Here is a 22,941-nt window from a genome sequence, read left to right as displayed (position 1 = left end):
TCCCGGGAGGACCGGACAATCCGGCCTTCCGGGAGCCCTTCGAACCGCCTAAGGCTTGCCGGGTGACTTCACCCAGCGGAGAGTGACATGACCGATACCGACACCCCCAAGACCGAGCCCTCGCGCGCCCGCGCGCTGCTTTCGACCGCCGACATGAAGCTGCTGCGCCGCGCGCTCGAAAGCCATGCCCGCGCGACCGAGGACCGCGAGGAGCTCGCGAAGATCAACGCCCTGCACCACCGCCTCGGCACCTACGTTCCTTCGGGCGAATAGCCCGGTCACACAGTTCTCCTGGGGAGGAGAAACGGCCGTCGGAGCGCCCGCAAGGGCCCGCTCCGGCGGCCGAATTTATTTAGCCATCAGCTTGAGCGTCGCCGCGGTCAGCGCCTCGGTGGCGGTCGCGATCACCACCGGCGCGTCGGGCGCCCAGAAGGGCGAGTGCAGCGAGGGCAGCTGCACCTCGCCCTTCTGCGCCTTTTCCCACTGGTCCTGCGGCACCCCGCCGACCCAGAAGATCAGACTTTCGACATTGGCCTTGTCGGCGCGGTAGAAGCGGCCGAAGTCCTCACCGCCCATCACCGCGGGCGTCTCGAACACGCGCCCCTCGAACCGGGTCTTGAGGCCAGCCATCACCTGATCGGTGAACTCGGGCGTGTTGTAGGTCGCGGGCGTATAGGGGTCCTGCACCGTCACGCGCGGCATCCTGTCCTCGGGCACGCCCGCTGCGATCGCCTCGCCCTTCGCGATGCGGGCGATCCCGTCGAGCAGGCGCTTTCTCGTCTCGTCCGAATAGCTGCGCACCGTCAGCTGCAGGCGCGCCTCGTCGGGGATGATGTTGTGCTTCGCGCCCGCCTGGAAGCTGCCCACCGTCACCACCGCCGGATCGCCCGGGGTCTGCTCGCGGCTGACCAGCGTTTGGAGCCGCATCACGATGCTCGCGGCGATCACGATCGGGTCCTTGGTCGTGTGCGGATAGGCGCCGTGCCCGCCAACGCCGGGCACCACCACATCGACCGAATCGACATTCGCCAGCGCAAAGCCCTTGGAGTAGCCGATCCGGCCCGCCGGAAACTGCGCCGCATCGTGGAAGGCGAGCACGTAGTCGGGCCTCGGGAAGCGGGTGAACAGCCCGTCGTCGAGCATCGCCTTGGCACCCTGGCCGATCTCCTCGGCGGGCTGGAGGATCATCACCAGCGTGCCCGACCACTCGGCCTTGCGCGCCGCCATCAACTGCGCCGTCCCGATCCATGCGGCCATGTGGGTGTCATGCCCACAAGCGTGCATCACCCCGGTCTCGGTGCCGTTCTGCGCCACCGCGCGCTTCTTCGAGGCAAAGGGCAGCCCGGTCTGCTCGATCACCGGCAGGCCGTCCATGTCCGCGCGCAGCATCACCACCGGGCCGGGGCCGTTCTCCATCACCGCAACCACGCCGGTCCTGCCGACGCCCTCGGTCACGGTGAAGCCCAGGGCGCGGGCACGGGCGGCGAGCTTCTTCGCGGTCTCGACCTCCTGGAAGCTGAGCTCGGGATTGGCGTGGAGATCGCGGTAGAGCGCGACCAGCGCGGGCAGGTCCGCCGCCACCGCATCGCGCAGTTCGTCTGCCTGCGCCGGCACCGCCCCCAGCGCCAGCAGACCCGCCCCTGCCAATCTCGCCACCATCCGCATCGCTTGTCCTCTTGATCTGTTTACACCCGCGCGCTTCCTGGCGCTCACATCCCGTACCACAGCACCAGCAGCACCGAGAGCACCGTCACCATGATCGCCACCAGCGGCGTGCCCGCGCGAACATAGTCACCGAAGTTGTAGCCGCCCTCGGACATGATCAACAGGTTGGTCTGATAGGCGATCGGGGTCGCGAAGCTGAGATTGCAGCCGAACAGCACCGCCAGCACCATCGGCTCGGGCGGCAGGCCCAGTTGGCTCGCGATATTATAGGCGATCGGGGTGCCGATGGTCGCTGCGGTCGCATTGGAGGCGAAGTTGGTGAGCAGCGTCACGAACAGCATGATCGCCGCCAGCACCAGCGCCGGGGGAAGGTAGGCCAGGCCCAGCGAGAGCGCCTGCCCCAGCCACTCCGCCGCGCCGCTGTCGTCGATCACCCGGCCGATGGCGAGGCTCGCGGCGATCAGCACGATCACCTTGGCCGAAAGCGCCCGCCCGACCCGGTCGAACATCACGCAGCCGGTGACGAACATCAGGATCGCGCCCGCCAGCGCCGAAATCGCGATCGGCAGCTTGATCGGCGCATAGCCCGATGCATCGAACCACGGCAGGCCGATCGAGGCGGTGGAGATCGTTCCGAGCATGATCGCGCCCGCCAGCACCGCCTTGGAGCGGCGCGGCAGCTCGCGCGCGCCCTCAAGACGGAGCAGCGCGTCGCTGCGGGCGAAGTTGGCGAGATCCTCGGCAAGGCCGATCGCGAGCAGCACGTCGCCTTCGCGGATCTCGGCAGCGGGCACATCCTCCCCCTCGCTGCGCCGTTCCACCCCCGGGCGGTGGATGCCGAGCACCGCGACCCGGTAGAGGTCGGCAATCGCCGAGCTGGCGAGCGTGCGGCCGACGAGGCGCGAATCCGCGGTCACGGTCATCTCGACCGCGACGATGTCCTCGCCCAGCGTCTTGGAGACCCGGCGGATGCGGTCGATGATCCAGCCCGGCGCGAGCTCGCCCTTGAGCGCCCGCGCGGCGTCCTCGATCGCCTCGTGGCTTCCCGAGATATGCAGGCCATGGCCCGGAGCGAGTGGCCCCGGCGGGGCGGAGTGGATCGTTATCCCCTGCGGCAGCTTGGCGCCGAGGCTCGACAGATCACCTCCCGCCAGCACGCTGCCCACCCCGACCCTGAGGCGGGTATGGAAGATCCGCGCGGCCAGATCAGGCCCGGTGCTGTTGTCGCGCAGCATCCGCGGCATCACCAGCCACAGATAGGGGATCGCGACCAGCCCCGCCATCAGCACGATCGGGGTAAACTGGAACACGCCGAAGGGCGCCATGCCGATGTCGTTGGCGATGGTCACCACCAGAATGTTGGTCGAGGTGCCGATGGTCGTCGCCATGCCGCCCAGTAACACCGCGGTGTTGACCGGCATCAGGATCTTCGAGGAGGGCATCAGGCCCTTGGCGGCGATCGCGACGATGATCGGGATCAGCAGCACCATCACGGGTGTGTCGTTGACGAACATAGACAGGGTGAAAGCAACGAGCAGCGCGGTCAGCAGCCCGGTCTGCGGGTTCACCCGGAACACGCCCTCGAGCACCCGGGCGAAGGGTTCGAGCGCGCCGGTCACCACCAGCCCGCGCCCCATGATCATCAGCGCGCAGATGGTGATGAGCGCCGAATGGCCGAAGCCCCCGAAGGCGAGCGCGAGGCCGTCGGTCGGTCGGGTATCGGGGAGCGGCGCGAAATAGAGCCCGACCGCGATCACCGCGATGGTGACGAGGCTGATGATCTCCTCGCGATAGGTGCCGCGGGCGAAGGCGATGAACATGGCGATGGTCACCGCCATGGCCGCCATCGCGTGGGGAGAGGGAGCATCCAGCATAAGGTGATCGCGACGCTAGCCGGTCACGCGCCCGCCGCAAGCGCTTTGTCCCTGACCTGCGTTGGTGGTGCCCCTGGCCAGACTCGAACTGGCACATCTTTCGATAACCGATTTTGAGTCGGCCGCGTCTACCAATTCCACCACAGGGGCTCACCGGAGCGAATGTCCCGCGCTGTTAGCTTGGGTTCCGCCCGGCTTCAAGACTTGCTGCCATGTTCCACGTGAAACATGGCGGCAATGCGCAACAGCCTGACAACTACCTGCCCAAAACCTGCCTATTACCCGGCAACACCCTAGCGCAGCGCGCCCGCCAGCAGCTTGTGCAGTTTCGAGTGCAGCGCATCGTTCGCGGCGAGCACCTGGGTGGAGTGGATCGCTTCCGAACGGCCGCGGAAGTCGCTGACGAAGCCGCCCGCCTCGCGCACCAGCAGGCAGCCGGCGGCGGTGTCCCAATCGGAAAGCCCGCTTTCCCAGAACCCGTCGAAGCGCCCCTGCGCCACATAGGCCAGATCGAGCGAGGCCGCGCCGAAGCGGCGGATCCCGGCGACCTCGGGGCCGATGGCGCCGAAGATGCGGCTCCATTCGGCAAAGTCGCCGTGTCCCGCGAAAGGAATGCCGGTCGCCACCAGCGCATCGCCGAGGCGCGCGCGTGCCGAGACCCTGAGGCGGGCATCGTGGAGCCAGGCCCCGCGCGACTTCTCCGCCCAGAAGGTCTGGTCGGTGATCGGCTGATAGACCACCCCCGCGACCACGTCGCCCCAGCCCTTGCCGTCGGCGCGCGGCTCCTGCGCGGCGATCGAGATCGCGAAGTGCGGGATGCCGTGGAGGAAGTTGCTGGTGCCGTCGAGCGGATCGACGATCCACCGGGGCATGCCGGGATCGCCCTCGATCACGCCCGCTTCTTCCAACACGAAGCCCCAGCCCGGGCGCGCGGCGGAGAGTTCGTCATAGAGCGTGCGCTCGGCGCGCATGTCGGCCTTGCTGACGAAATCGGCCGGGCCCTTGCGGGAGACCTGCAGGTGCTCGACTTCGCCGAAATCGCGCCGCAGACGCCCGCCCGCCTTGCGCGCGGCGCGCTCCATGACGCGGATGAGGCCGGATATAGCTGCCATGTCTGCGTCAGCCCGCCTTGCCGATATAGGCCTGCTCGTAGACGTCGACGATGATGCGCGTGCCGCTGCCGATGTGCGGCGGGACCATGATGCGCACGCCGTTGTCGAGGATCGCGGGCTTGTAGCTCGACGAGGCGGTCTGGCCCTTCACCACGGCATCCGCTTCAACAATGGTGGCTTCGACCTGTGCGGGCAGTTCGACCGAGATCGGCTTTTCATCCCACAGTTCGAGCGCAACCTGCATCCCGTCCTGCAGGAAGGGGCGCGCATCGCCCAAGAGGTCGCCGGGGAGCGTGATCTGCTCGTAGGTGTCGTTGTCCATGAAGACGAGATCGTCGCCCTCGGCATAGAGGAACTGGAAGTCCTTGGTGTCGAGGCGCACGCGCTCGACCGTGTCGGCGCTGCGGAAGCGGACGTTGGTCTTGCGGCCGTCCTGCAGGTTCTTCATTTCGACCTGCATATAGGCCCCGCCCTTGCCCGGCTGGGTGTGCTGGATCTTGGCGACCTTCCAGATGCCGCCTTCATATTCGAGAATGTTGCCGGGGCGGATATCGACGCCGCTGATCTTCATGGGGCTGAGCCTTCTGCACGAGGTGGAAAGAGCTTGCGAGCGGGCGGCCGGAACGGCGCCGCGCCTGCGAAAGGATGCGCGCCCATAGCCGAGGCGGCCTCCTGCGGCAAGCGGTGGAAGATGTTGGCAGGCGGAACACCAAAGTCCCTGCCCGTCCGCCTTTGCGGATGGGGAAGGACCGCGCTGCATCAAGGTAAATGCCATGGCATGACCGAGTGCGGGCTGATAAAGGGCTGCACCATGAAGACCCGTTACGTGTTCCTGCTGCTGGTCAGCGCCGCCGCCACCGCCGCCCTTCTGCCGGGCCGCGGACTGGGTCAGGACTCCTCGGGCCGCGCCGCCTCGCGCCCGCAAGCCTCGGCGGGCGCTTCGAGCGGCGGCATGCTCGGCATCCTGCGCCACGGCAACTGGGAATGCGCGCTGCCCGGCGATGCCGGGGGCGCGGCCTTCGTCCCGGTGCCTGCCGAAGCCTTCCGGATCGGCACCGCCTCGAGCTACGAGAGCCCGGCGGGCGGCGGCATCTACCTCCTGCGCGGCACCGAGCTGGTCTTCACCCGCGGCCCCAAGAAGGACCAGCGCTTCAGGGTGCTCGGCGAGAACACGCTCCAGAAGCTGGAGCGCGACGGGTCGATGAGCAAGCTGATCTGCACCCGGGTGGGGAACGTAGGCTAAGGCTGATTACCAATCCTTAATGGGCATGAAGAGCCACCTTCGCTAAGGATATTGCGGGTCTGTTGTGAGCAAATAACCTTCCAAAAGCACATCGAACTGCCGATCCAGTGCGGTCACGTCGGTCTCGTCCGTTAGACCGTAGTCACCCGAGAATCTGATCCCGTCGACCCAGTTAACATAGGCAATGCTGCCACTCTCCAGCGCTCTCGTCGCGAGTGGGATGAGCATCGACTCATCCCCGCCCACCGTCATGAGCGCAAGGTGGACCTTGTCGCAGCGACCGTCGCGCCTGCACTGACTAAGGGCAACCTCTGCGTTTCCGTTGGACATACGATAACGATAACCTTCGGCGGTCTTCTCAAGAATGGTCGCACCCCACTTGTTCGCATGGTGCGCGTGGATTGCTTCTGCGGTGAGGCCGGTGCGGTTTTGCCCGGCGACGGTGTCCAGCAAGGCGGTCATTTTCGGCTGGACAGTGCAGCTTCTGCGCAACGCCATCCAAAGGCGGTAAATCAGAATTGCCGTATCCTCGGTCGCGAACTCGAGATCTTCCGCTTCCTCGCGAAGACCCTCGATATAGGACAAGCGCAGTGTTTTCCCGATTCTCGTCAAAGTCGGACTGTCCGTGCCGGACCTATTGAGGTTGAAGGCACCTTGGACGGGCGAATTCCTGGGCGGTGCGCCCACTATGCCGTAAGGATGCATCAAGCTGAGAACGATCCTGCACGGCGCCGGACTGCTGACCCTCACCGGGGTCCGGTAGTTTTCAGTCGGCAACCGAACGTCGGTGCGTTGGACATAAAATACGATTGCGTCCAACAAATCTTTGCGAGGAGTGAGCCTACTCAGGTATTGCGGATTTGGAGGCGCAACAGTTTGGCCTCTCGCGGTCGGCGCTAATGTTAGCAATAACACCAAAGCCACGCAGAACAGCAGGTTCGTCAATTCACCATTAGGCCGACGTTCCGGTGGATCCATGCTGTCTCGCTCAGACGATCATTGCAAGCATTTCCAGATGGATAATGCGGATCAAAAAGCCTTGCAAGCAACAATGCGTTCTGGCCACCTCTGGCACACTCAGCCCCGCATCACCCTCGCAAAGGCCTCGATCGCGGCGACCTCGTCCCCGCCCCACACGGCGTGGCTGACCGCGAGGAAATCCGTCCCCGCCTCGACCAGCGGCTGGCAGTTCTCGGGCGTGATCCCGCCGATGGCGACGCAGGGGATTTCGAACAGCTGGCTCCACCAGCTCAGAAGTTCCGGTTCCGGACGTTCGGCATCGCCCTTGTCCTTCGTCGAGGACGGGAAGAAGGCCCCGAAGGCGACATAGTCCGCCCCCGCCTCGCCCGCTTCCATCGCCATGTGGCGGCTGGCGTGGCAGGTGACGCCGATCTGCGCCTCGCGGCCGAGTTCGGCCCGCGCGTCCCTCGGCGAGCCGTCCTCCTGGCCGAGGTGGACGCCGTCGGCCTTCAACCGCTTGGCCAGCGCCACCGAATCGTTGACGATGAATGCCACGTCATGCGCGGCGCAGATCGCCTGAAGGGGTGCGGCAAGGCGCGCGGCCTCGTGCTGGTCCACCCCCTTCACCCGGAACTGGAAGGCGGTGACAAGATCGCCATGCCGCCGCGCGCCGGCAGCCAGCGCCCGCTCGAGCCGGGCGGGAAATTCGCCGCCGACGTCGAGGGGGGAAATGAGATAGAGCTGTGTCTGGGTCATCCGAGGCGCATTAGCCGATTTCGCGGCAATGTCAGCCTGCGTCCTCAACGTCACGGAAAGGCAAGGTAGATCCATACCGGGGCATAGAGCGGCCGGCCCTGCGCATCGCGCGGCGTGACCGCGTCGACCACCGGCGCGCCATGGTTGGGCGAGGCGCTCAGGCCGGTGGGGTTCGGATTGGGCGGCAAGGCGGTGGTCAACTGGCGCGCATTGCCGAAAGGCGCCGTGTTGCCGTCGACGCTGGTGAGCGGCCCGAAGGCGCCCAGCCCGATCACGTCCCACGCGCGGCTGGCAGTGGCGAGCGGCACCAGCGGGTCGCCCGTGTGGATGAAGCCATACTGGCGCGACGCGGCCGTCACATTGGGCAGCGAGACCCATTGCGCGGCAGTGCCGGGTGCGACCCCGGTGTCGCCGGGCGCGGCGAACATCACCGCCCGGTCGAGCGCGAACAGCTTGGCGAGATAACCCGCATGCCCCCCGCCCTGCGAATGGCCCGCGACGGTGATCCGCGACCAGTCCGGCTGTCCGCCCGCAAGGAACTGCCCCCACCCTTCGGCCGGAAAGGTGCGGTCGAGGAACTGCAGCAGCGCGGTGAGCCGCGCGATGATCGCATTGGCCGTGTTCACCGAAACCAGCGTGCTGGTATCCTCGCCGGTGATGATCTCGCGCCGCACCCTGCCCGCGCAATCGGGATCGGCCGAGAGGCTGCACAGGCTCCCGACCGCCTCGTCATTGGGATAGGTGAGGCCGAGCGCGTGATAGCCGCGCGCGGCACCCGTGCGCACGATCTCGCGGTAAACCCCCGCGGTCGCGCCGGTTCCGGGCAGCATCACGAACAGGCGGCCTCTGGCAGGAACCTGCGGGGCCGGATTGACGGCGAAATGGGCCGCCAGATTGGTGGTGATCGCGGCGTTGGTGTCGGCGGGCAGAATGTTGCGTTCGACCGAGGCGGGAGGCGGGGTGGGGGTCGGCGACGGGCTGGAGGTCGGCGCGGGTGTCGGCGGAGCGGTGCCCGTGGGCGGCCCGCCGCCGTCATCTCCCCCACAGGCAACCAGCGCAAGGCTGATGAGGATCGGAAGTGTGCGCAGGCAGGATGATCGGGGCACCGGAAGTCCTCGCGTCGGTGGAACAGGCTGTCAGGCCCACAACGCCGCCGCGCGCGCAATCCTTTCCCCGACCTCGGGAAAAATTCAACCCGAACAGCTCGCCGATGCGATCTTGTCGATCGCCTTGCCGAGCACCTGGTTGAATTCCGCGTCCGACTGGCCCTTGCGCAGATCCTGCAGCAGCCCGCGGCTGAAGCTCGCGATCATGCCGGGGTTGTGCGACAGGCGTGCGCAGGCATCGTCGGTCGAGAACCCGCCCGACAGCGCGACCACGCGCAGCACCTTGGGGTGGCGGATCAGCGGCTCGTAAAGGCCCGGGGTCGCGGGGATCGAGAGCTTGAGCATCACCTGCTGGCCCTCCGGCAGCGCGTCGAGTGCCTTGAGGATTTCCGCCAGCAGCAGCGCCTCGCCCTCGGCGCGGTCGGCGGCGGTGATGTCGTATTCGGGTTCGATGATCGGCATCAGGCCGGCCGCGATGATCTTCGCGCCCACCTCGAACTGCTGGGCGACGATGGCAGCGATCCCGGCGGGGTTCGCGGACTTGATCACCGAGCGCATCTTGGTGCCGAACATGCCGTGAGCCACCGACTTTTCGAGCAGCGCGTCGAGCCCCGCCATCGGCTTCATCAGCTGCACGCCGTCCGCCTCGTCGGCCAGACCCTCGTCGACCTTGATGAAGGGGACGATCCCGCGCGCCTTCAATGCCTCGGCGGTGGGCTTGCCCTCGACCTCGGCGTCCATGGTCTTCTCGAACAGGATCGCACCGATCACCTTGCCGCTGGAGAAGCAGGGCGAGGTGATCACGCGGGCGCGCATCGCGTGGATCTGGGCGAACATCTCCTCGTCCCCCGACCACTCGCTGTCCTCCACGCCGTAGCCGCGCAGCGCCTTGGGGGTCGATCCGCCCGACTGGTCGAGCGCGGCGATGAATCCCTGTCCGGTGGCGATGCGGGTCGTCATTTCGAGGGTGTTCATGGCTGGCTTTCTCCAAGTCGCGTGAGGTGGTTCAGATGCGTCCCCTGCCCTCTGTGCATAGGTATGCAAAGTCGGACTGGCGCGGCCTTAGCGAGGCTGCGGCAATGCTGCAACCGCGAAGAACTAGCGCTTCGACAGCCGCCGGATGATGCCCGTGAAGCTCAAGGCGGGCTTGCCGTCGCCCGTCACCAGCCCGCGCACGAAGATCGTCTTGCCGCCGCCGCGGGTCACTTCCCCGCGCGCCTCGACCAACGCGCCGGACTGGACCGAGCCGAGGAAATCACCCGAGAGGTTCAGCGTCACCGCATGATCTCCGTCCAGCACATCGGTGGCGATCGCGAACAGCGCGAAGTCGGCGAAGGTCATCAGGCAACCGCCATGCATGAAGCCGCCCCCGTTCATGTGACGGGCCTCGGCGCGGAAGGCGCTGGTGTAGGAGCCATCGGCCTCGCGCCGGTAGTAGAACGGGCCCGAGCGGGTCTCGAAGGGATCGCCCTCCCAGAAGCGCCACCCGGCGAACTCGCCGCTCTCCATAACCTTGAGGGCGCCGTAGGAGGTCTCGACTGCTTCGCTCATGACCTCACGTCCACAATTGCAGCTTGCTGACCGCGACGGCAAGATCCTGGTCGGGATCGAGCCGCGCGAGGCTGAGGTCGGCGAGCAGCAGGTTGCTCGACCACGCGCTCTTGCGCCACAGCGCCGAGACGAGGAAGGCACCGGTCCATTTGCGCGCTCCGAGCGCAAGTTCAAGCTCGGCGCCCGCGACGAACCACGCCGCATCGCGGTGCTTGCGCGCGATCACCTCGCGGAAGGCGAAGCGCGAGCACGTAAAGCCGCGCTCCATCGCGGCAAGGAAGCTCGGGCGATCAAGCAGTTGCGGCGGAGTGCTGCCGACCAGCATCATGAAATCCCGGCGCACGAGCTTCTTCATCGCCTTCGCATCGCGCGCCACCCAGGCACGCATCACTGCGAGCGCGAGGGCCTCGATCTCGGCTTCACTCACTGCCACGGATCAGCCCTCGAGCGCCGCGACGCCGGGGAGGACGCGGCCTTCCATCCATTCGAGGAATGCGCCGCCAGCGGTTGAAATATAGGTGAAATCATCCGAAACCCCGGCATGGGCGAGCGCCGCGACCGTGTCCCCGCCCCCGGCGACGCTGACCAGCGAGCCTTCGAGGCTGAGCGCGGCCGCCGTGCGGGCCAGCGCCACGGTTGCCGCATCGAAGGGCTCGGTCTCGAAGGCACCCAGCGGACCGTTCCACACCAGCGTGCGGCAGGTCTTGAGCACGTCGGCAAGCGCTTCCACCGCCGTGGGGCCGACGTCGAGGATCATCTCGTCCTCGGCGACCTCGTGGACGTTGCAGACCCGCAAGGAGGCCGGGTTGGCGGCAAATTCCTTCGCGACCACCACGTCATAGGGCAGGTGCACGGTGCAGCCAGCCGCGTCGGCCTCGTCCATGATCTTCGCGACCGTGGGGGCGAGGTCATGCTCGCACAGGCTCTTGCCGACATTCACGCCGCGCGCGGCGAGGAAGGTGTTGGCCATGCCCCCGCCGATGATCAGGTGCTGCACCTTGCCCACGAGGTGTTCGAGCACCGCGAGCTTGGTCGAGACCTTGGCCCCGCCCACGACCGCCGCCAAGGGCTGCTCGGGCGCGCCGAGCGCGGCGTCGAGGGCCTTGAGCTCCGCTTCCATCGAGCGGCCCGCATAGGCCGGCAGGAGGTGCGCCAGCCCCTCGGTCGTGGCATGGGCGCGGTGCGCGGCGCTGAAGGCGTCGTTGACGTAGAGCGTGCCAGGCGCGGCGACGGCCTTGGCAAGCTCGGGATCGTTCTTCTCCTCGCCGGGCCAGAAGCGGGTGTTGTCGAGCAGCGCGATGTCGCCTGCACGCAGGATGCTGCCCACCGCCTGATCGACCACCGGCCCGGCGATCTCGGGGATGAACATGATCTCCTTGCCGATCACCTTCTCGACATCGCCGATCACCATGCTGGTGGAGAGCGTGGAGGAACGCGCGCCGCCGGGACGACCGAAATGGGCCAGCAGCAGCACCTTCGCCCCGCGGCCCGCAAGCTCGAGAATGGTGGGCTTGACCGCCTCGACCCGGGTCACGTCGGTCGCCGAGCCGTCCTTCATCGGCAGGTTCAGGTCGACGCGGACGAGCGCGACTTCGCCGGTGAGGTCGGCGGGCAGGTCATCGAGGGTCTTGAACTTGGGCATTTGCTCACTCCGATCCTCCCCCGCCGGGGGAGGATTACCTCACAAGAACTTCGCCACCACCCCAGCGGTGTCGACCATGCGATTGGAGAAGCCCCACTCGTTGTCGTACCAGCTGACGACGCGGGCGAGCTTGCCTTCCATCACGCTGGTTTCCAGCGAATCAATGGTCGAAGACGCCGGGTAGTGATTGAAATCGCTCGAGACCAGCGGCTGGTCGGTATAGTCGAGCACGCCCTTCATCGGGCCTTCGGCAGCCGCCTTCAATGCGGCGTTGATCTCTTCGGCGGTGGTGTCGCGCGAGGGCGTGAACACCAGATCGACCATCGAGACATTGGGCGTCGGCACGCGCACGCTCGAACCGTCGAGCTTGCCCTTCAATTCGGGCAGCACCAGCCCCACCGCGCGCGCGGCGCCGGTGGTGGTGGGGATCATGTTCGAAGCCCCGGCCCGCGCCCGGCGCGGATCCTTGTGGATCTGGTCGAGAATGCGCTGGTCGTTGGTATAGGAGTGGATCGTGGTCATGAAGCCGCGCTCAATGCCGATGACATCGTTGAGCACCTTGGCGACCGGCGCGAGGCAGTTGGTGGTGCAGCTCGCGTTGGAGATGATCACGTCATCGGCGGTCAGGGTCTCGTGGTTGACGCCGTAAACGATGGTCTTGGCAACGCCCGTCGCGGGCGCCGAGATCACGACGCGCTTGGCCCCGGCGGCCAGGTGCGGGCGCGAGGCCTCGTCGGACTGGAAGAAGCCGGTGCATTCGAGCACGATGTCGATGCCCATCGCCGCGTGCGGGAGCTTGCCCGGGTCCTTCTCGGCGGTCACCGCGATACGCTTGCCGTTGACGATGATGGCATCGCCATCGGCCTTCACCTCGCCGTGGAAGCGGCCATGGACCGAATCATAGGCGAACAGCAGCGCGTTGGCCTCGGCATCGGCGAGATCATTGATCGCCACGAGGTCGAGATCATGGTCGCTGCGCTCGAGGATGGCGCGGGCGACGAGGCGGCCGATGCGGCCGAAGCCGTTGATGGCGACTTTGGTAGCCATGAGAGGTACTCCTGCTTAGCTTTTGATCTTGTTCACGATTTGCGGGACAATGGCCTCAGCGGTGAAGCCGAAATGGGCAAACAGGTCTTCCGCCGGAGCCGAAGCGCCGAACGTGTCGAGGCCGATGTTGATACCGGAGCGGCCGGTGTAACGTTCCCACCCCAGCGTGGACCCCGCCTCGATCGAGACGATCAGCGCGTCGGCGGGCAGCAGGTCGGACTTGTAGGCTTCCGGCTGCGCGTCGAACAATTCCATGCAGGGCATCGAGACGACGTCCGCGCCGATGCCCTGCGCTTCGAGCGCCTCGGCGCATTCCACCGCCAGCGCCACTTCCGAGCCGGTCGCGACCAGCACGACCTGGCGCGCGGCACTGGCGGCGCGCAGACGGTAGGCACCCAGCGCGCAGCGGTTGGCGCTCCGCGTCCAGGCCTCATCGCCTTCGCCGCGCGGTTGCGGCAGGTTCTGGCGGGTCAGCGCCAGCACCGAGGGTGTCGCAGGCGTCGAGAGCGCCATCGCCCAGCATTCCGCCGTCTCGATCGCGTCAGCAGGGCGGTAGACATTGAGGTTGGGGATCAGGCGCAGGCTCATCACCTGTTCGACCGGCTGGTGGGTCGGTCCGTCCTCGCCGAGGCCGATGGAATCGTGCGTCAGCACATAGACCACGCCCACCTGTTGCAGCGCCGAGAGGCGGATCGCGTTGCGGCAATAGTCGGAGAAGATCAGGAAGGTGCCGCCATAGGGCACGATCCCGCCGTGCAGCATCATCCCGTTCATCGCCGCCGCCATGCCGAATTCGCGGATGCCGTAATAGACGTAGCGCCCGGCGTAATCCTCGGCCGTCATCGGCAAGGTCGAGGGAGTCTTGGTGTTGTTCGAACCCGTCAGGTCGGCCGAGCCGCCCACCAGCTGCGGGATCGCCGCCGTCAGCGGGCCGAGCGCCATTTCCGAAGCCTTGCGGGTCGCGACCTTCTGCGGCGCGGCGGCAAGGCCGCGGATGTGGTCCTCGATCGCGGAAGGCACGCGGTCGGTCACCGCGGCCATCTGTGCGAGGAAATCCTCCTTCCTCGTCGAGGCCTCGAGCCGCCCCGCCCAGGCGCCATGCGCCGCGCGGCCGGGCTCTGCGGCGCTGTGCCAGTCGGCGAGGATCTCGGTCGGCACCACAAACGCCTCGTGCGTCCAGCCCAGCGCCTCGCGCGCGGCGGCCACTTCCGCAGAACCGAGCGCCGCGCCGTGGACGCCGCTGGTGCCCTGCTTGTTGGGGGCGCCCTTGCCGATCAGCGTGCGGCAGGCGATCAGCGACGGGCGCGGGTCGGCCTTGGCCTCGCCCAGCGCGCGATCGATATCGGCGAAGTCATGCCCGTCGCACTCGGCCACGTGCCAACCGGTCGCGATATAGCGGGCCTTGATGTCCTCGGAGGTCGAGAGCCCGGTCGCCCCGTCGATGGTGATGCGGTTGTCGTCCCACAGCACGTTGAGACGGCCGAGCTGGAGATGCCCCGCAAGCCCGATCGCTTCGTGGTTGATGCCCTCCATCAGGCAGCCGTCGCCCGCGATCACCCAGGTGCGGTGATCGACGAGGTCGTCGCCAAAGACCGCGTTGAGGTGCCGCTCGGCCATCGCCATGCCCACCGCCATCGCGAGACCCTGCCCGAGCGGGCCGGTGGTGCACTCCACGCCCTCGAGCAGGAAGTTCTCCGGATGGCCCGCACAGGGGCTGCCGAGCTTTCGGAAATTGCGGATGTCGTCGATCGTCGGCGCGGAATAGCCCGCGAGATGGAGCAGGCTGTAGATCAGCATCGAGCCATGCCCGGCGCTCAGCACGAAGCGATCACGGTCGGCCCAGTGCGGCGCGGCGGGATCGAACTTCAGATGGCGCGTGAACAGCACCGTCGCCACGTCCGCCATGCCCATCGGCATCCCGGGATGCCCCGAGTTGGCCGCCTCGACCGCGTCCATCGAAAGGGCGCGGATGGCGTTGGCCATCGGCTGAAGGCGGGCGGCATCGAGGCTCATCGGCACGCTGTTCTCCTGAGGAGGTCGCTCGCAATCGCGCGATTCGACCCCGGTTCCGGTCGGCGTGTGCCATTGCCGAGCCCAAGGGGGAGGTCAACCTTTGCCACCGCCAATCCCTTCGGCGGCGAACCGCCCATTTATCAACAGCCCGCCCCAAGGCTTTGCGCACGCTGCCTTGTGTTGGTAACGGTAGCAGCATGAGTGCCGACCGCATCGCATCCGCGCTGACCCGCATCGAGACCGCCATGGCGCGCATCGATGCCGCGCGCGCGGGGCTCGGCGAGGGCGAGGCGCGGGGCGGCGGCAGTTCGGCGCGGGTGGTCGAGCTGGTCAATGTCCATGAGAAACTGCGCGAGCAAGTCGCGGAAAGCCTTCGCGAACTCGATGCGCTGCTGGCAACGCTCGAGGAATAGGCCGGTCCGATGAGCACGGTCACCCTCAGCATCGGCCCCAAGACCTACCAGGTCGCCTGCGCCGACGGGCAGGAAGCGCACATCAAGGCGCTGGGCGAGATGATCGCCGAGAAATACGCGCAGCTCGGCAGCGCGCGCGCGCCGCTGGAGGCGCAGAATCTCGTCTTTGCCGGGCTGTTCCTCGCCGACGAGCTCGATCAGGCGCGCAAGCGGCTGGCCGACATCGCCCAACCGGCGCCCGCGCCCGAACCCGACACCGCCGAACCCGACACCGCCGAGCTCGACGCCGCGCGCGAGACCATCGCCCGGCTCGAAGCCGAGCTTGCCGAAGCGCGCGAGGCCGCGGCGAGCGCCGCTGCAGCCCCGGTCGCGCCGGAGCCCCCGGCCCCTTCCACTGCCACCGCGGCGGTGCCCCAGTTCGACCTGTTCGGCGGCTCTCCTGCTGCATCGGCCGCCGATGCGGAACTCGCCGCGCGGCTCGAAGCGCTCGCAGCCGCCGCCGAGGCCAGCGCCGCCGCGCTTGAAGCGGCCGCCGCGAGTGCCTAGATAGAGGGCGGCGGGACTGCCCGGCACGAGCCGATTGAATATCCCTGAGGCTATAAGCAATCCAATGGGAGCTGTCCCTACCCGGGTTCACCGGTTCGTCCGGGGGTCTCGGGTATACGGCGCCCACCTGACGTTAAAGGCGTCAGAGGATTTCTAGCGCAAACGACCCATGGTGGTTCCGTCACGTTTTTGATTTTCGCATCGCCTCCGCGATGCGGTTTCCTCCAGGGGCCCGGCCCCTGCGGGGCCACCCTTCCGGGCGCGCGTTCGCGCTTGCGGCCTGCGGCCGTTTTTGTGTTTCGCGAAATCCTCGCTCACACGGCCTGAAGGCCGCGTCGCTGCGGGCGGCCGTTCGGCCTTGCAGGGCCCGCGGCCCGTTACAGTCCTCCCCTTGAGGGGAGGGGGCCATCCGCAGGATGGTGGAGGGGCGCGCGGCGGTGATGCTTGCCGCACAGTCGGCAGAGGTCTACCGCTTTCTCCAATGACCCACCCCACCAAAGCCGCCCTGCGCAAACAGCTGCGCGCCTTGCGCAAGGCGCATGTCGATGCGCTGCCGGACAATCTGCGCGCGCTGATGTTCCATCGCCCCCCCGCGCCGCTCCTCGCGAAAATCCCGCAAGAGGCGGTGATCGGCCTCTACCACGCCGGCCCGTTCGAGGCACCTGCCGCCGCCTATGCCCGCTTCTTCCGCGACGCCGGGCACAGCCTCGCCCTCCCCCACTTTGCGGACCGGGCTGCGCCGATGACCTTCCGCCACCACACCGATCCTTACGCGCAGGACGATCTCGAGGTCGGCCCCTTCGGCATCCTCCAGCCCGCCGCCGAGGCCGAGGCGCTGGTTCCCGACGTCGTGTTCGTGCCGCTGGTGGGCTTCACCCCCGCGCTCGACCGGCTGGGGCAAGGCGGCGGGCATTACGACCGCTGGCTCGCGGAACATCCCCCGCGGCTGGCCGTTGGCCTCGCATGGGACGCGCAAGCCTGCGAGACCCTCCCGACCGAACCCCACGACAAGCCGCTCGATGCCCTCGTCACCCCGACCCGGATCTACGGAAACCTCTGAGACATGCGCGAGACCCCGACCTGGCGAATCCCTTTCGGCATCGTCAGCCTGTTCATCCTGCTGATGATCTACGGCGTGGTGATCGCGCGCTATGCGCCGGAGATCATCGGCGGCTGGTCGGGCGGGGCGCAGGCGGTGGTCTACACCGTGCTCGGCCTCGTCTGGCTGCTGCCCTTGCGGCGCTTCCTGATCTGGATGGAGACCGGCAGCTGGAGCCCGCCCGCTCCTGCACCGGACGCGAAAAAGGCGGACTGAACGCCCGCCTTCGCATGGCCTTGCGAGGCCGATCCTGGAACAAGTGGCGCGAGTGACGGGGCTCGAACCCGCGACCTCCGGCGTGACAGGCCGGCGCTCTAACCGACTGAGCTACACCCGCGCATCTTGTCCTTGTCGAGCAATCCGGCGATGCCGTCCCGCTCGTGGAGCAGCGCCATTAGGCGTGCGGCTGGGGGCTGTCAACGGCCATTGCGGCAAATTTTCAGCGGTGCGCGAGGCGCTCAGCAGTTCTCGTACTTCCAGTTGCGCTTCTTGCCCTCGGCGAGCCATTCCACCGCCAGCGCGATGCGCTTGGCCCGCGTCTCCTCGCGCTTCGCATCGGCGATCCACTCGACATATTCGCGGCGGTGCGACGGGGCGAAGGAATCGAAGGCGGCGCGCGCGGCGGGCGCTGAATCGAGCGCTGCGGCCAAGGCGGGCGGAACGGGCAGTTCGGGCTTCGGAGCGCGCTTCGGCTTGGGCGCGGCAGCCGCATCGGGGCGGGCCAGGAAGCGCGCGATCAACTCCTCGTCGGGCGGCAGGTCGGCAAGACTGGCGAGCTTGCCGAGCGCGCCCATGCCCTCGCCCGTCCGTTCCTCGTGGTGGATCACGACCGAGGCATGCGCCTTGAACGCCGCAAGGCCGACGACGTTCTTCCCGCCCACCATGAAGTGCGGCATGCCCCACTTGATGGTCTCCTCGGCCTCCGGCAGCGCACGGTGCACCAGCGCGCGGACATGCGCGAGGATCGGCTGCGCAAACGGCGCCGCCTTGGCGATGTAGTCGTCGATACGCGGATCACGGGTCATGTCGGAGGCCTCCCGCCCCCGACAATAGCCCAATCAGTCGATCAGCAGAAGCGCCGGGGTCTCGATCAGCTTCTTCACGCCCTGGATGAAGCTCGCCGCGTCATGCCCGTCGACCACGCGGTGGTCGCAGGAAATCGAGATGTTCATCAGCTTGCGCTTGGCGATGCGCTCGCCGCCCATTCCATCGGGCACGAACATCGGGCGCTCGACAATGCGGTTGGGGCCGATGATCGCGACTTCGGGGCGGTTGATGACCGGGGTGGTGGCAACGCCGCCGAGCGGGCCGAGCGAGGTGACGGTCAGCGTCGAGCCGCTGAGTTCTTCGGACGTCGCCTTGCCTGTCCGAGCGGCTTCGGCGAGGCGGCCGATCTCGCGGGCGAGCTGCCACAGGTTCTTCGCCTGCGCGTCGCGGATCACCGGCACCATCAGCCCCGCATCGGTCTGCGCCGCCATGCCGAGATGCACCGCGCCGTAGCGCGTCACCACGCCCGCCTCGTCGTCAAAGCGCGCGTTGATCATAGGGTATTGCGGGACGCACTTGCAGATCGCGGTGATCAGCAGCGGCAGCATGGTGAGCTTGGGCCGATCGCCCCGCGCGGCGTTGAGCTGGGCGCGCAGCTCTTCCAGATCGGTGACGTCGCACTCCTCGACATAGGTGAAGTGCGGGATATGGCGCTTGGCCGCGGCCATGTTCTGGGCGATGCGCTTCCTGAGGCCGATTACCTTGATCGTCTCGTCCGCGCGTGTCCCGCCCGCCGCGCCAAAGCCGCTGCCGGCGTTGTAGGCGAGGAAAGCATCGAGATCGGCGTGACGCACGCGCCCATCGGCGGCTGGCTTCACTTCGGCTAGATCGATCCCCAAATCGCGCGCGCGCTGGCGCACGGCGGGGCTGGCGAGGACCTTGGCTTCGGGCCTGTGTTCGGATGTGGGCGCAGGCGCAGGCGCCGGAGCGGATGCCGGAGCGGGCGCAGGCGCGGCGGCTATGGCGTCGTCGGCGTCCGAGGCGTCGGGGTTCTCGGCCTCGATCCGCTCGGCCACCTCCTCCGAGGTCGGCGCATCGGACATGTCGTCCTCGATCTGCTCCGCCGCCGCCTCGGCGTCGTCTTCGGAAACCTCGCCTTCGGTCTCGATCACCAGCAGCATCCCGCCGATAGCGATGGTGTCACCCACCTCGCCCGCGAGCGTCGTCACCACGCCCGAGACGGGGCTTTCGATGTCGATCGTCGCCTTGTCGGTCATCACGTCGACGATGTGCTGGTCTTCCTCGACCCGGTCGCCGACCTTGACGTGCCATTCGACGACTTCCGCCTCGGCCACGCCTTCGCCCACGTCGGGCATCTTGAAGATGAATTTCGCCATGGCGCGGTCAGTCCTTGAGCAGCTTGTCGATCGCCTCGCCGATGCGGACCGGGCCGGGGAAATAGGCCCATTCGAGGCTGTGGGGATAGGGCGTGTCGAAGCCGGTGACGCGTTCGACCGGCGCTTCGAGGTGGTAGAAGCAGCGTTCGGTAACGAGCGCGGAAAGCTCCGCACCGAAGCCGCTCGTGCGGGTCGCCTCGTGCACGATCAGGCAGCGCCCGGTCTTCTCCACCGAAGCCTCGATCGCGGCGATGTCGAGCGGCACCAGCGTTCTGAGGTCGAGGATTTCGGCATCGACGCCCTTCTCGCGGCACACGGCCTCGGCCACATGCACCATCGTGCCATAGGCGAGCACGGTCAGCGCCTCGCCCTCGCGCACGGTGCGCGCCTTGCCGAGCGGCACCTTGTAATAGCCTTCGGGCACCACGCTGTCCGGGTGCTTCTTCCACGGCTCGACCGGCTTGTCGTAGAAGCCGCTGAAGGGGCCGTTGTAGATCCGCTTGGGCTCGAAGAAGATCACCGGATCATTGTCCTCGATCGCCGAAATCAGCAGGCCCTTGGCATCGTGCGGGGTGCTCGGGATCACGGTCTTGAGACCAGCAACATGGGTGAACAGCGCCTCGGGGCTCTGGCTGTGGGTCTGGCCCCCGAAGATGCCGCCCCCGAAGGGCGAGCGCACCGTCATCGGCGCGATGTAGTCGCCCGCCGAGCGATAGCGCAGCCGCGCGGCCTCCGAGATCAGCTGATCGAGGCCGGGATAGATGTAATCGGCGAACTGAATCTCGGGCACGGGGCGCAGGCCATAGGCCCCCATCCCCACGGCCACGCCGATGATGCCGCATTCCGAGATCGGCGTGTCGAACACGCGGGTCTTGCCGTGCTTGGCCTGAAGCCCGGCCGTGGCGCGGAACACCCCGCCGAAATAGCCGACATCCTCGCCCATGATGATCACGTCGGGATCGCGGGTCAGCATGATATCGAGCGCTTCGTTGATCGCCTCGATCATGTTGAGGCGACGCTCGGTGAGGACGTTCTGGCCCACGCCGGCGGGGGCGCTTGAAGGTTCCTGGCTCATCCGAAGGGCCTCTCGGTGCCGAACTTGGCGATGCGCTCGCGGATGGCCTGCGCTGCCTGCTCCTCGAGGTGCCAGGGCAGCTCCTCGTAGACATCCTCGAACATGGTGTGGAACGGGTGGTGGAGACCGTGGCCGAGGATGCCGTTCTTCTCGGCTTCCTTGGTGGTGGTCTTGACGCGCTCGGCGCATTCGAGGTCCATCGCCGCGTGACGCTCCTCGTCCCATTCGCCGATGGCGATAAGGTGCTTCTTGAGCCGCGTGACCGGATCGCCCAGCGGCCATTCCTCGCGCTCCTGCGCCGAGCGGTAGCCCGAGGGATCGTCCGAGGTGGAGTGGCCCTCGGCGCGGTAGGTGAAATACTCGATCAGCGTCGGACCGTGATTGCCCCGCGCGCGATTTGCGGCCCATTGCGCCGCCGCATAGCAGGCCAGCGCGTCATTGCCGTCGACCCTGAGCGCCGCGATCCCGTAGCCGAGGCCCCGCGCTGCAAAGGTGGTGCGCTCTGCGCCCGCGAAGCCTGAGAAGCTCGAGATCGCCCACTGGTTGTTGACCACGTTGAGGATCACCGGTGCGTTGTAGACCGCCGCAAAGGTGCAGGCCGAGTGGAAGTCGCCTTCGGCCGTGCTGCCCTCGCCGACCCAGGTCGCCGCGATCCGGCTGTCGCCCCGGCAGGCGCTCGCCATCGCCCAGCCCACGGCCTGCGGGGTTTGGGTGGCGAGATTGCCGGAGATGCTGAAGAAGCTGTGCTCGCGGCTCGAATACATGATCGGCAGCTGGCGGCCCTTCAGCTTGTCGGCCTTGTTCGAGTAGATCTGGTTGATCATCTCGATCAGCGGATAGCCGCGCGCGATCAGGATGCCCTGCTGGCGATAGCTCGGGAAAATCATGTCGTCGCTGGCAAGCGCCATCGCGGGCGCGATCGAAGTCGCCTCCTCGCCGGTGCACTTCATGTAGAAGCTGGTCTTGCCCTGCCGCTGGCCGCGGAACATGCGCTCGTCGAAGGCCCGCACCAGCGCCATGTGGCCGAGCATCTGGCGCAGCGTCTCGGGATCGAGCCGCGGGTTCCAGGGGCCGTGCGCCTGATTGTCGTCACCCAGCACGCGCACAAGGCCATAGGCAAGCCCTGCCATCTGCGAGGGATGGACGCCCTCGTCCGGGCGCGGCTGGTCGCCGGGCTGGCCGATGTCGAGATGCGAGAAGTCCGCCTTGTCGCCCGGGCGATATCTGGGTTCAGGCACATGCAGCGCGAGCGCCGGGCGATTGCCCTCGCCGCCTTTCGCTGGATCGGCCATTCCGTGCGCTCTCCCCGTGCCGGCACACCGCGCGATGCTGCGGGTGCGATCATTGCTTGAATACGTATTTTTATTTCACCGCCGGTGAACGGTCAAGCGCGGCGCGCGCGGCGACCTCACACCGCAACAGGTGCGCTGATCGGGGGCAGCGGGACGTAATCATGCACCACGAAGTCCTCGATCCGATATCCAAATATTGTTTCGGGCTTGCGGGTGATCTCGAGCCGCGGGTGGCCTTGCGGCTGGCGCGCGAGCTGTTCCTCGATCAGATGCGCGTGGTTGAGGTAGAGGTGCACGTCGCCGCCCATCCACACCAGCTCGCCTGGCTCCAACCCCACCTGCTGCGCGATCATCGCGGTCAGCAGCGCGGCCGACCACAGGTTGAACGGCAGGCCCAGCGCAACATCGCAGCTGCGCTGGTAGAGCACGCAGTTGAGCCGCGCTTCGGCCCCCTCTCCCGCGACATGGAACTGGTAGGTCTTGTGGCACGGCGGCAGCGCCATGCGATCGAGCTCGGCGACGTTCCAGCCCTCGATGATGTGGCGGCGGCTGCCCGGGCTGGTGCGCAGCGATTCGATCACCTGCGCGACCTGGTTGATACCCTCGCCCTTCTCGTAGAGGCCGTCGGGGCGGTAGCGGTAGGTCGGCCAGTCGACCCACTGCTTGCCATAGACCGGTCCGAGATCGCCCCAGCGCTTTGCAAAAGCCTCGTCATCGGCGATTCGCTGGACGAAACCCTCGAGGCTGACCGGATCGCCCGTCTCGCGGACGTAGCGCGCGTGCGGCCACTCGTTCCAGATCTTCACGCCCTGCAGCACCAGCGGACGGATGTTGGTCTCGCCGGTCAGGAACCACAGCAATTCGCGCGTCGCGGTCTTCCAGTAGACCCGCTTGGTGGTGAGCAGCGGCATCGCGCCGTCGGCAAGGTCGAAACGCAGCATGCTCCCGCACACCGAGCGCGTGCCGATCCCGGTGCGGTCGATCCGCTCGCTGCCCTGCTCCCAGATCTGCCGCATCAGATCGAGATATTGCTGCTCGGGATGCGGATTTGCGGGGGACGGTACGGGATTCGCGAGGCTGGCCATGGCTGCAACCATAGCGTGCAATTGCCCGCTTGCCACCATGCCCATCCCCACCTATAGGGCGCGCCTTGCCTCGACCCG

General features: G+C 67.3%; 24 protein-coding genes, 2 tRNA genes and 1 other RNA gene. 7 read left to right on the top strand and 20 right to left on the bottom strand.

The window, feature by feature from the left end:
* The first annotated feature begins 87 nt into the window (after nt 1-87).
* Nucleotides 88-273 carry a hypothetical protein gene (locus AX692_RS10545; RefSeq protein ID WP_073974932.1) on the top strand — a complete coding sequence of 62 codons (186 nt, stop codon included), beginning with the start codon at nt 88-90 and terminating at the stop codon, nt 271-273.
* A 75-nt stretch (nt 274-348) separates the two neighbouring features.
* Here the strand turns inward: AX692_RS10545 and AX692_RS10540 are convergent, their stop codons facing one another.
* From AX692_RS10540 to efp, 5 genes are all read right to left on the bottom strand, one after another.
* Nucleotides 349-1,665 carry an amidohydrolase gene (locus AX692_RS10540; protein WP_073974933.1) on the bottom strand — a complete coding sequence of 439 codons (1,317 nt, stop codon included), beginning with the start codon at nt 1,663-1,665 and terminating at the stop codon, nt 349-351.
* 44 nt (nt 1,666-1,709) lie between these two features.
* The gene (locus AX692_RS10535) at nt 1,710-3,503 is read right to left on the bottom strand and encodes an SLC13 family permease (protein WP_230959559.1); all 1,794 of its coding nucleotides are present in this window, start codon (nt 3,501-3,503) and stop codon (nt 1,710-1,712) included.
* Between the two features lie 101 nt (nt 3,504-3,604).
* A tRNA-Leu gene (locus AX692_RS10530) sits at nt 3,605-3,689 on the bottom strand.
* 143 nt (nt 3,690-3,832) lie between these two features.
* The gene (locus AX692_RS10525) at nt 3,833-4,651 is read right to left on the bottom strand and encodes an inositol monophosphatase family protein (RefSeq protein WP_073974935.1); all 819 of its coding nucleotides are present in this window, start codon (nt 4,649-4,651) and stop codon (nt 3,833-3,835) included.
* A gap of 7 nt (nt 4,652-4,658) precedes the next feature.
* Entirely contained in the window at nt 4,659-5,222 is a 564-nt protein-coding gene (gene efp, locus AX692_RS10520) for an elongation factor P (RefSeq protein ID WP_073974936.1), read from the bottom strand.
* Nucleotides 5,223-5,462: 240 nt separating this feature from the next.
* Here efp and AX692_RS10515 point away from each other — a divergent pair, with 240 nt between their 5' ends.
* Nucleotides 5,463-5,894, top strand: a complete 432-nt coding sequence (locus AX692_RS10515; RefSeq protein ID WP_081095250.1) for a hypothetical protein — start codon at nt 5,463-5,465, stop codon at nt 5,892-5,894.
* Between the two features lie 42 nt (nt 5,895-5,936).
* On the opposite strand, the gene AX692_RS10510 is transcribed toward AX692_RS10515, so the two are convergent.
* The 9 genes from AX692_RS10510 to tkt all read right to left on the bottom strand — a co-directional run bounded on the left by AX692_RS10510 (nt 5,937) and on the right by tkt (nt 14,969).
* Nucleotides 5,937-6,479 carry a hypothetical protein gene (locus AX692_RS10510; protein ID WP_073974938.1) on the bottom strand — a complete coding sequence of 181 codons (543 nt, stop codon included), beginning with the start codon at nt 6,477-6,479 and terminating at the stop codon, nt 5,937-5,939.
* A gap of 492 nt (nt 6,480-6,971) precedes the next feature.
* A complete protein-coding gene (gene thiE, locus AX692_RS10505) occupies nt 6,972-7,610 on the bottom strand; it encodes a thiamine phosphate synthase (RefSeq protein ID WP_073974939.1) in 639 nt (212 codons plus the stop codon).
* Nucleotides 7,611-7,660: 50 nt separating this feature from the next.
* Nucleotides 7,661-8,716, bottom strand: coding sequence for a BPSS1187 family protein (locus AX692_RS10500; protein ID WP_073974940.1), 1,056 nt, complete (start codon nt 8,714-8,716; stop codon nt 7,661-7,663).
* Nucleotides 8,717-8,800: 84 nt separating this feature from the next.
* A complete protein-coding gene (locus AX692_RS10495; protein ID WP_073974941.1) occupies nt 8,801-9,691 on the bottom strand; it encodes a fructose bisphosphate aldolase in 891 nt (296 codons plus the stop codon).
* A gap of 123 nt (nt 9,692-9,814) precedes the next feature.
* Nucleotides 9,815-10,267, bottom strand: a complete 453-nt coding sequence (locus AX692_RS10490; protein WP_073974942.1) for a PaaI family thioesterase — start codon at nt 10,265-10,267, stop codon at nt 9,815-9,817.
* A 4-nt stretch (nt 10,268-10,271) separates the two neighbouring features.
* Entirely contained in the window at nt 10,272-10,700 is a 429-nt protein-coding gene (locus AX692_RS10485; protein ID WP_155644768.1) for a DUF4440 domain-containing protein, read from the bottom strand.
* 3 nt (nt 10,701-10,703) lie between these two features.
* The gene (locus tag AX692_RS10480) at nt 10,704-11,909 is read right to left on the bottom strand and encodes a phosphoglycerate kinase (RefSeq protein WP_073974944.1); all 1,206 of its coding nucleotides are present in this window, start codon (nt 11,907-11,909) and stop codon (nt 10,704-10,706) included.
* 39 nt (nt 11,910-11,948) lie between these two features.
* On the bottom strand, nt 11,949-12,956 hold the full coding sequence (gene gap / locus AX692_RS10475; RefSeq protein WP_073974945.1) for a type I glyceraldehyde-3-phosphate dehydrogenase: 1,008 nt from the start codon (nt 12,954-12,956) through the stop codon (nt 11,949-11,951).
* Nucleotides 12,957-12,971: 15 nt separating this feature from the next.
* Entirely contained in the window at nt 12,972-14,969 is a 1,998-nt protein-coding gene (tkt, locus tag AX692_RS10470) for a transketolase (protein ID WP_073974946.1), read from the bottom strand.
* A 197-nt stretch (nt 14,970-15,166) separates the two neighbouring features.
* Between tkt and AX692_RS10465 the strand changes: the two genes are divergently transcribed.
* From AX692_RS10465 to AX692_RS10445, 5 genes are all read left to right on the top strand, one after another.
* The gene (locus AX692_RS10465; RefSeq protein ID WP_073974947.1) at nt 15,167-15,382 is read left to right on the top strand and encodes a hypothetical protein; all 216 of its coding nucleotides are present in this window, start codon (nt 15,167-15,169) and stop codon (nt 15,380-15,382) included.
* A gap of 9 nt (nt 15,383-15,391) precedes the next feature.
* Nucleotides 15,392-15,928: a cell division protein ZapA gene (locus AX692_RS10460; RefSeq protein WP_073974948.1), complete on the top strand. Its 537-nt coding sequence runs from the start codon at nt 15,392-15,394 to the stop codon at nt 15,926-15,928.
* A 10-nt stretch (nt 15,929-15,938) separates the two neighbouring features.
* Nucleotides 15,939-16,111: non-coding RNA, 6S RNA (gene ssrS / locus AX692_RS10455), on the top strand.
* A gap of 298 nt (nt 16,112-16,409) precedes the next feature.
* Nucleotides 16,410-16,988: a 5-formyltetrahydrofolate cyclo-ligase gene (locus AX692_RS10450; protein ID WP_073974949.1), complete on the top strand. Its 579-nt coding sequence runs from the start codon at nt 16,410-16,412 to the stop codon at nt 16,986-16,988.
* A gap of 3 nt (nt 16,989-16,991) precedes the next feature.
* A complete protein-coding gene (locus AX692_RS10445; protein WP_073974950.1) occupies nt 16,992-17,243 on the top strand; it encodes a DUF2842 domain-containing protein in 252 nt (83 codons plus the stop codon).
* A gap of 44 nt (nt 17,244-17,287) precedes the next feature.
* Here AX692_RS10445 and AX692_RS10440 read toward each other — a convergent pair.
* The 6 genes from AX692_RS10440 to thyA form a co-directional block, all read right to left on the bottom strand.
* Nucleotides 17,288-17,364: transfer RNA gene (locus AX692_RS10440), tRNA-Asp, on the bottom strand.
* Nucleotides 17,365-17,485: 121 nt separating this feature from the next.
* Nucleotides 17,486-18,052, bottom strand: a complete 567-nt coding sequence (locus tag AX692_RS10435; RefSeq protein ID WP_073974951.1) for a YdeI/OmpD-associated family protein — start codon at nt 18,050-18,052, stop codon at nt 17,486-17,488.
* Nucleotides 18,053-18,085: 33 nt separating this feature from the next.
* Nucleotides 18,086-19,411 carry a dihydrolipoamide acetyltransferase family protein gene (locus AX692_RS10430; RefSeq protein WP_073974952.1) on the bottom strand — a complete coding sequence of 442 codons (1,326 nt, stop codon included), beginning with the start codon at nt 19,409-19,411 and terminating at the stop codon, nt 18,086-18,088.
* 7 nt (nt 19,412-19,418) lie between these two features.
* Nucleotides 19,419-20,486 (bottom strand): alpha-ketoacid dehydrogenase subunit beta, encoded by a 1,068-nt coding sequence (locus tag AX692_RS10425; protein WP_073974953.1) that lies wholly within the window; start codon nt 20,484-20,486, stop codon nt 19,419-19,421.
* Nucleotides 20,483-21,778 carry a thiamine pyrophosphate-dependent enzyme gene (locus AX692_RS10420; RefSeq protein ID WP_073974954.1) on the bottom strand — a complete coding sequence of 432 codons (1,296 nt, stop codon included), beginning with the start codon at nt 21,776-21,778 and terminating at the stop codon, nt 20,483-20,485. Before AX692_RS10420 ends, AX692_RS10425 begins: the two co-directional genes overlap by 4 nt.
* A 116-nt stretch (nt 21,779-21,894) precedes the next feature.
* Nucleotides 21,895-22,863 carry a thymidylate synthase gene (gene thyA / locus AX692_RS10415; RefSeq protein WP_073974955.1) on the bottom strand — a complete coding sequence of 323 codons (969 nt, stop codon included), beginning with the start codon at nt 22,861-22,863 and terminating at the stop codon, nt 21,895-21,897.
* Between the last annotated feature and the right edge of the window lie 78 nt (nt 22,864-22,941).

The organism is Erythrobacter donghaensis (assembly GCF_001557325.1).
Classification (GTDB): Bacteria; Pseudomonadota; Alphaproteobacteria; order Sphingomonadales; family Sphingomonadaceae; genus Erythrobacter; species Erythrobacter donghaensis_B.
The sequence above is the reverse complement of the archived record's forward strand: the minus strand, read 5'-3'. Positions and strand labels throughout refer to the sequence as shown.

Excerpts from the sequence above, each read along its gene's own strand:
- AX692_RS10540 (WP_073974933.1), bottom strand. The coding sequence starts at position 1,665 with ATGCGGATGGTGGCGAGATTGGCAGGGGCGGGTCTGCTGGCGCTGGGG.
- thiE (WP_073974939.1), bottom strand. The coding sequence starts at position 7,610 with ATGACCCAGACACAGCTCTATCTCATTTCCCCCCTCGACGTCGGCGGC.
- AX692_RS10425 (WP_073974953.1), bottom strand. The coding sequence starts at position 20,486 with ATGAGCCAGGAACCTTCAAGCGCCCCCGCCGGCGTGGGCCAGAACGTC.
- AX692_RS10460 (WP_073974948.1), top strand. The coding sequence starts at position 15,392 with ATGAGCACGGTCACCCTCAGCATCGGCCCCAAGACCTACCAGGTCGCC.
- AX692_RS10435 (WP_073974951.1), bottom strand. The coding sequence starts at position 18,052 with ATGACCCGTGATCCGCGTATCGACGACTACATCGCCAAGGCGGCGCCG.
- AX692_RS10465 (WP_073974947.1), top strand. The coding sequence starts at position 15,167 with ATGAGTGCCGACCGCATCGCATCCGCGCTGACCCGCATCGAGACCGCC.
- AX692_RS10515 (WP_081095250.1), top strand. The coding sequence starts at position 5,463 with ATGAAGACCCGTTACGTGTTCCTGCTGCTGGTCAGCGCCGCCGCCACC.
- AX692_RS10495 (WP_073974941.1), bottom strand. The coding sequence starts at position 9,691 with ATGAACACCCTCGAAATGACGACCCGCATCGCCACCGGACAGGGATTC.
- AX692_RS10480 (WP_073974944.1), bottom strand. The coding sequence starts at position 11,909 with ATGCCCAAGTTCAAGACCCTCGATGACCTGCCCGCCGACCTCACCGGC.
- AX692_RS10490 (WP_073974942.1), bottom strand. The coding sequence starts at position 10,267 with ATGAGCGAAGCAGTCGAGACCTCCTACGGCGCCCTCAAGGTTATGGAG.
- AX692_RS10525 (WP_073974935.1), bottom strand. The coding sequence starts at position 4,651 with ATGGCAGCTATATCCGGCCTCATCCGCGTCATGGAGCGCGCCGCGCGC.
- AX692_RS10445 (WP_073974950.1), top strand. The coding sequence starts at position 16,992 with ATGCGCGAGACCCCGACCTGGCGAATCCCTTTCGGCATCGTCAGCCTG.
- gap (WP_073974945.1), bottom strand. The coding sequence starts at position 12,956 with ATGGCTACCAAAGTCGCCATCAACGGCTTCGGCCGCATCGGCCGCCTC.
- AX692_RS10450 (WP_073974949.1), top strand. The coding sequence starts at position 16,410 with ATGACCCACCCCACCAAAGCCGCCCTGCGCAAACAGCTGCGCGCCTTG.
- thyA (WP_073974955.1), bottom strand. The coding sequence starts at position 22,863 with ATGGCCAGCCTCGCGAATCCCGTACCGTCCCCCGCAAATCCGCATCCC.
- tkt (WP_073974946.1), bottom strand. The coding sequence starts at position 14,969 with ATGAGCCTCGATGCCGCCCGCCTTCAGCCGATGGCCAACGCCATCCGC.
- efp (WP_073974936.1), bottom strand. The coding sequence starts at position 5,222 with ATGAAGATCAGCGGCGTCGATATCCGCCCCGGCAACATTCTCGAATAT.
- AX692_RS10420 (WP_073974954.1), bottom strand. The coding sequence starts at position 21,778 with ATGGCCGATCCAGCGAAAGGCGGCGAGGGCAATCGCCCGGCGCTCGCG.
- AX692_RS10535 (WP_230959559.1), bottom strand. The coding sequence starts at position 3,503 with ATGGCGGTGACCATCGCCATGTTCATCGCCTTCGCCCGCGGCACCTAT.
- AX692_RS10545 (WP_073974932.1), top strand. The coding sequence starts at position 88 with ATGACCGATACCGACACCCCCAAGACCGAGCCCTCGCGCGCCCGCGCG.
- AX692_RS10430 (WP_073974952.1), bottom strand. The coding sequence starts at position 19,411 with ATGGCGAAATTCATCTTCAAGATGCCCGACGTGGGCGAAGGCGTGGCC.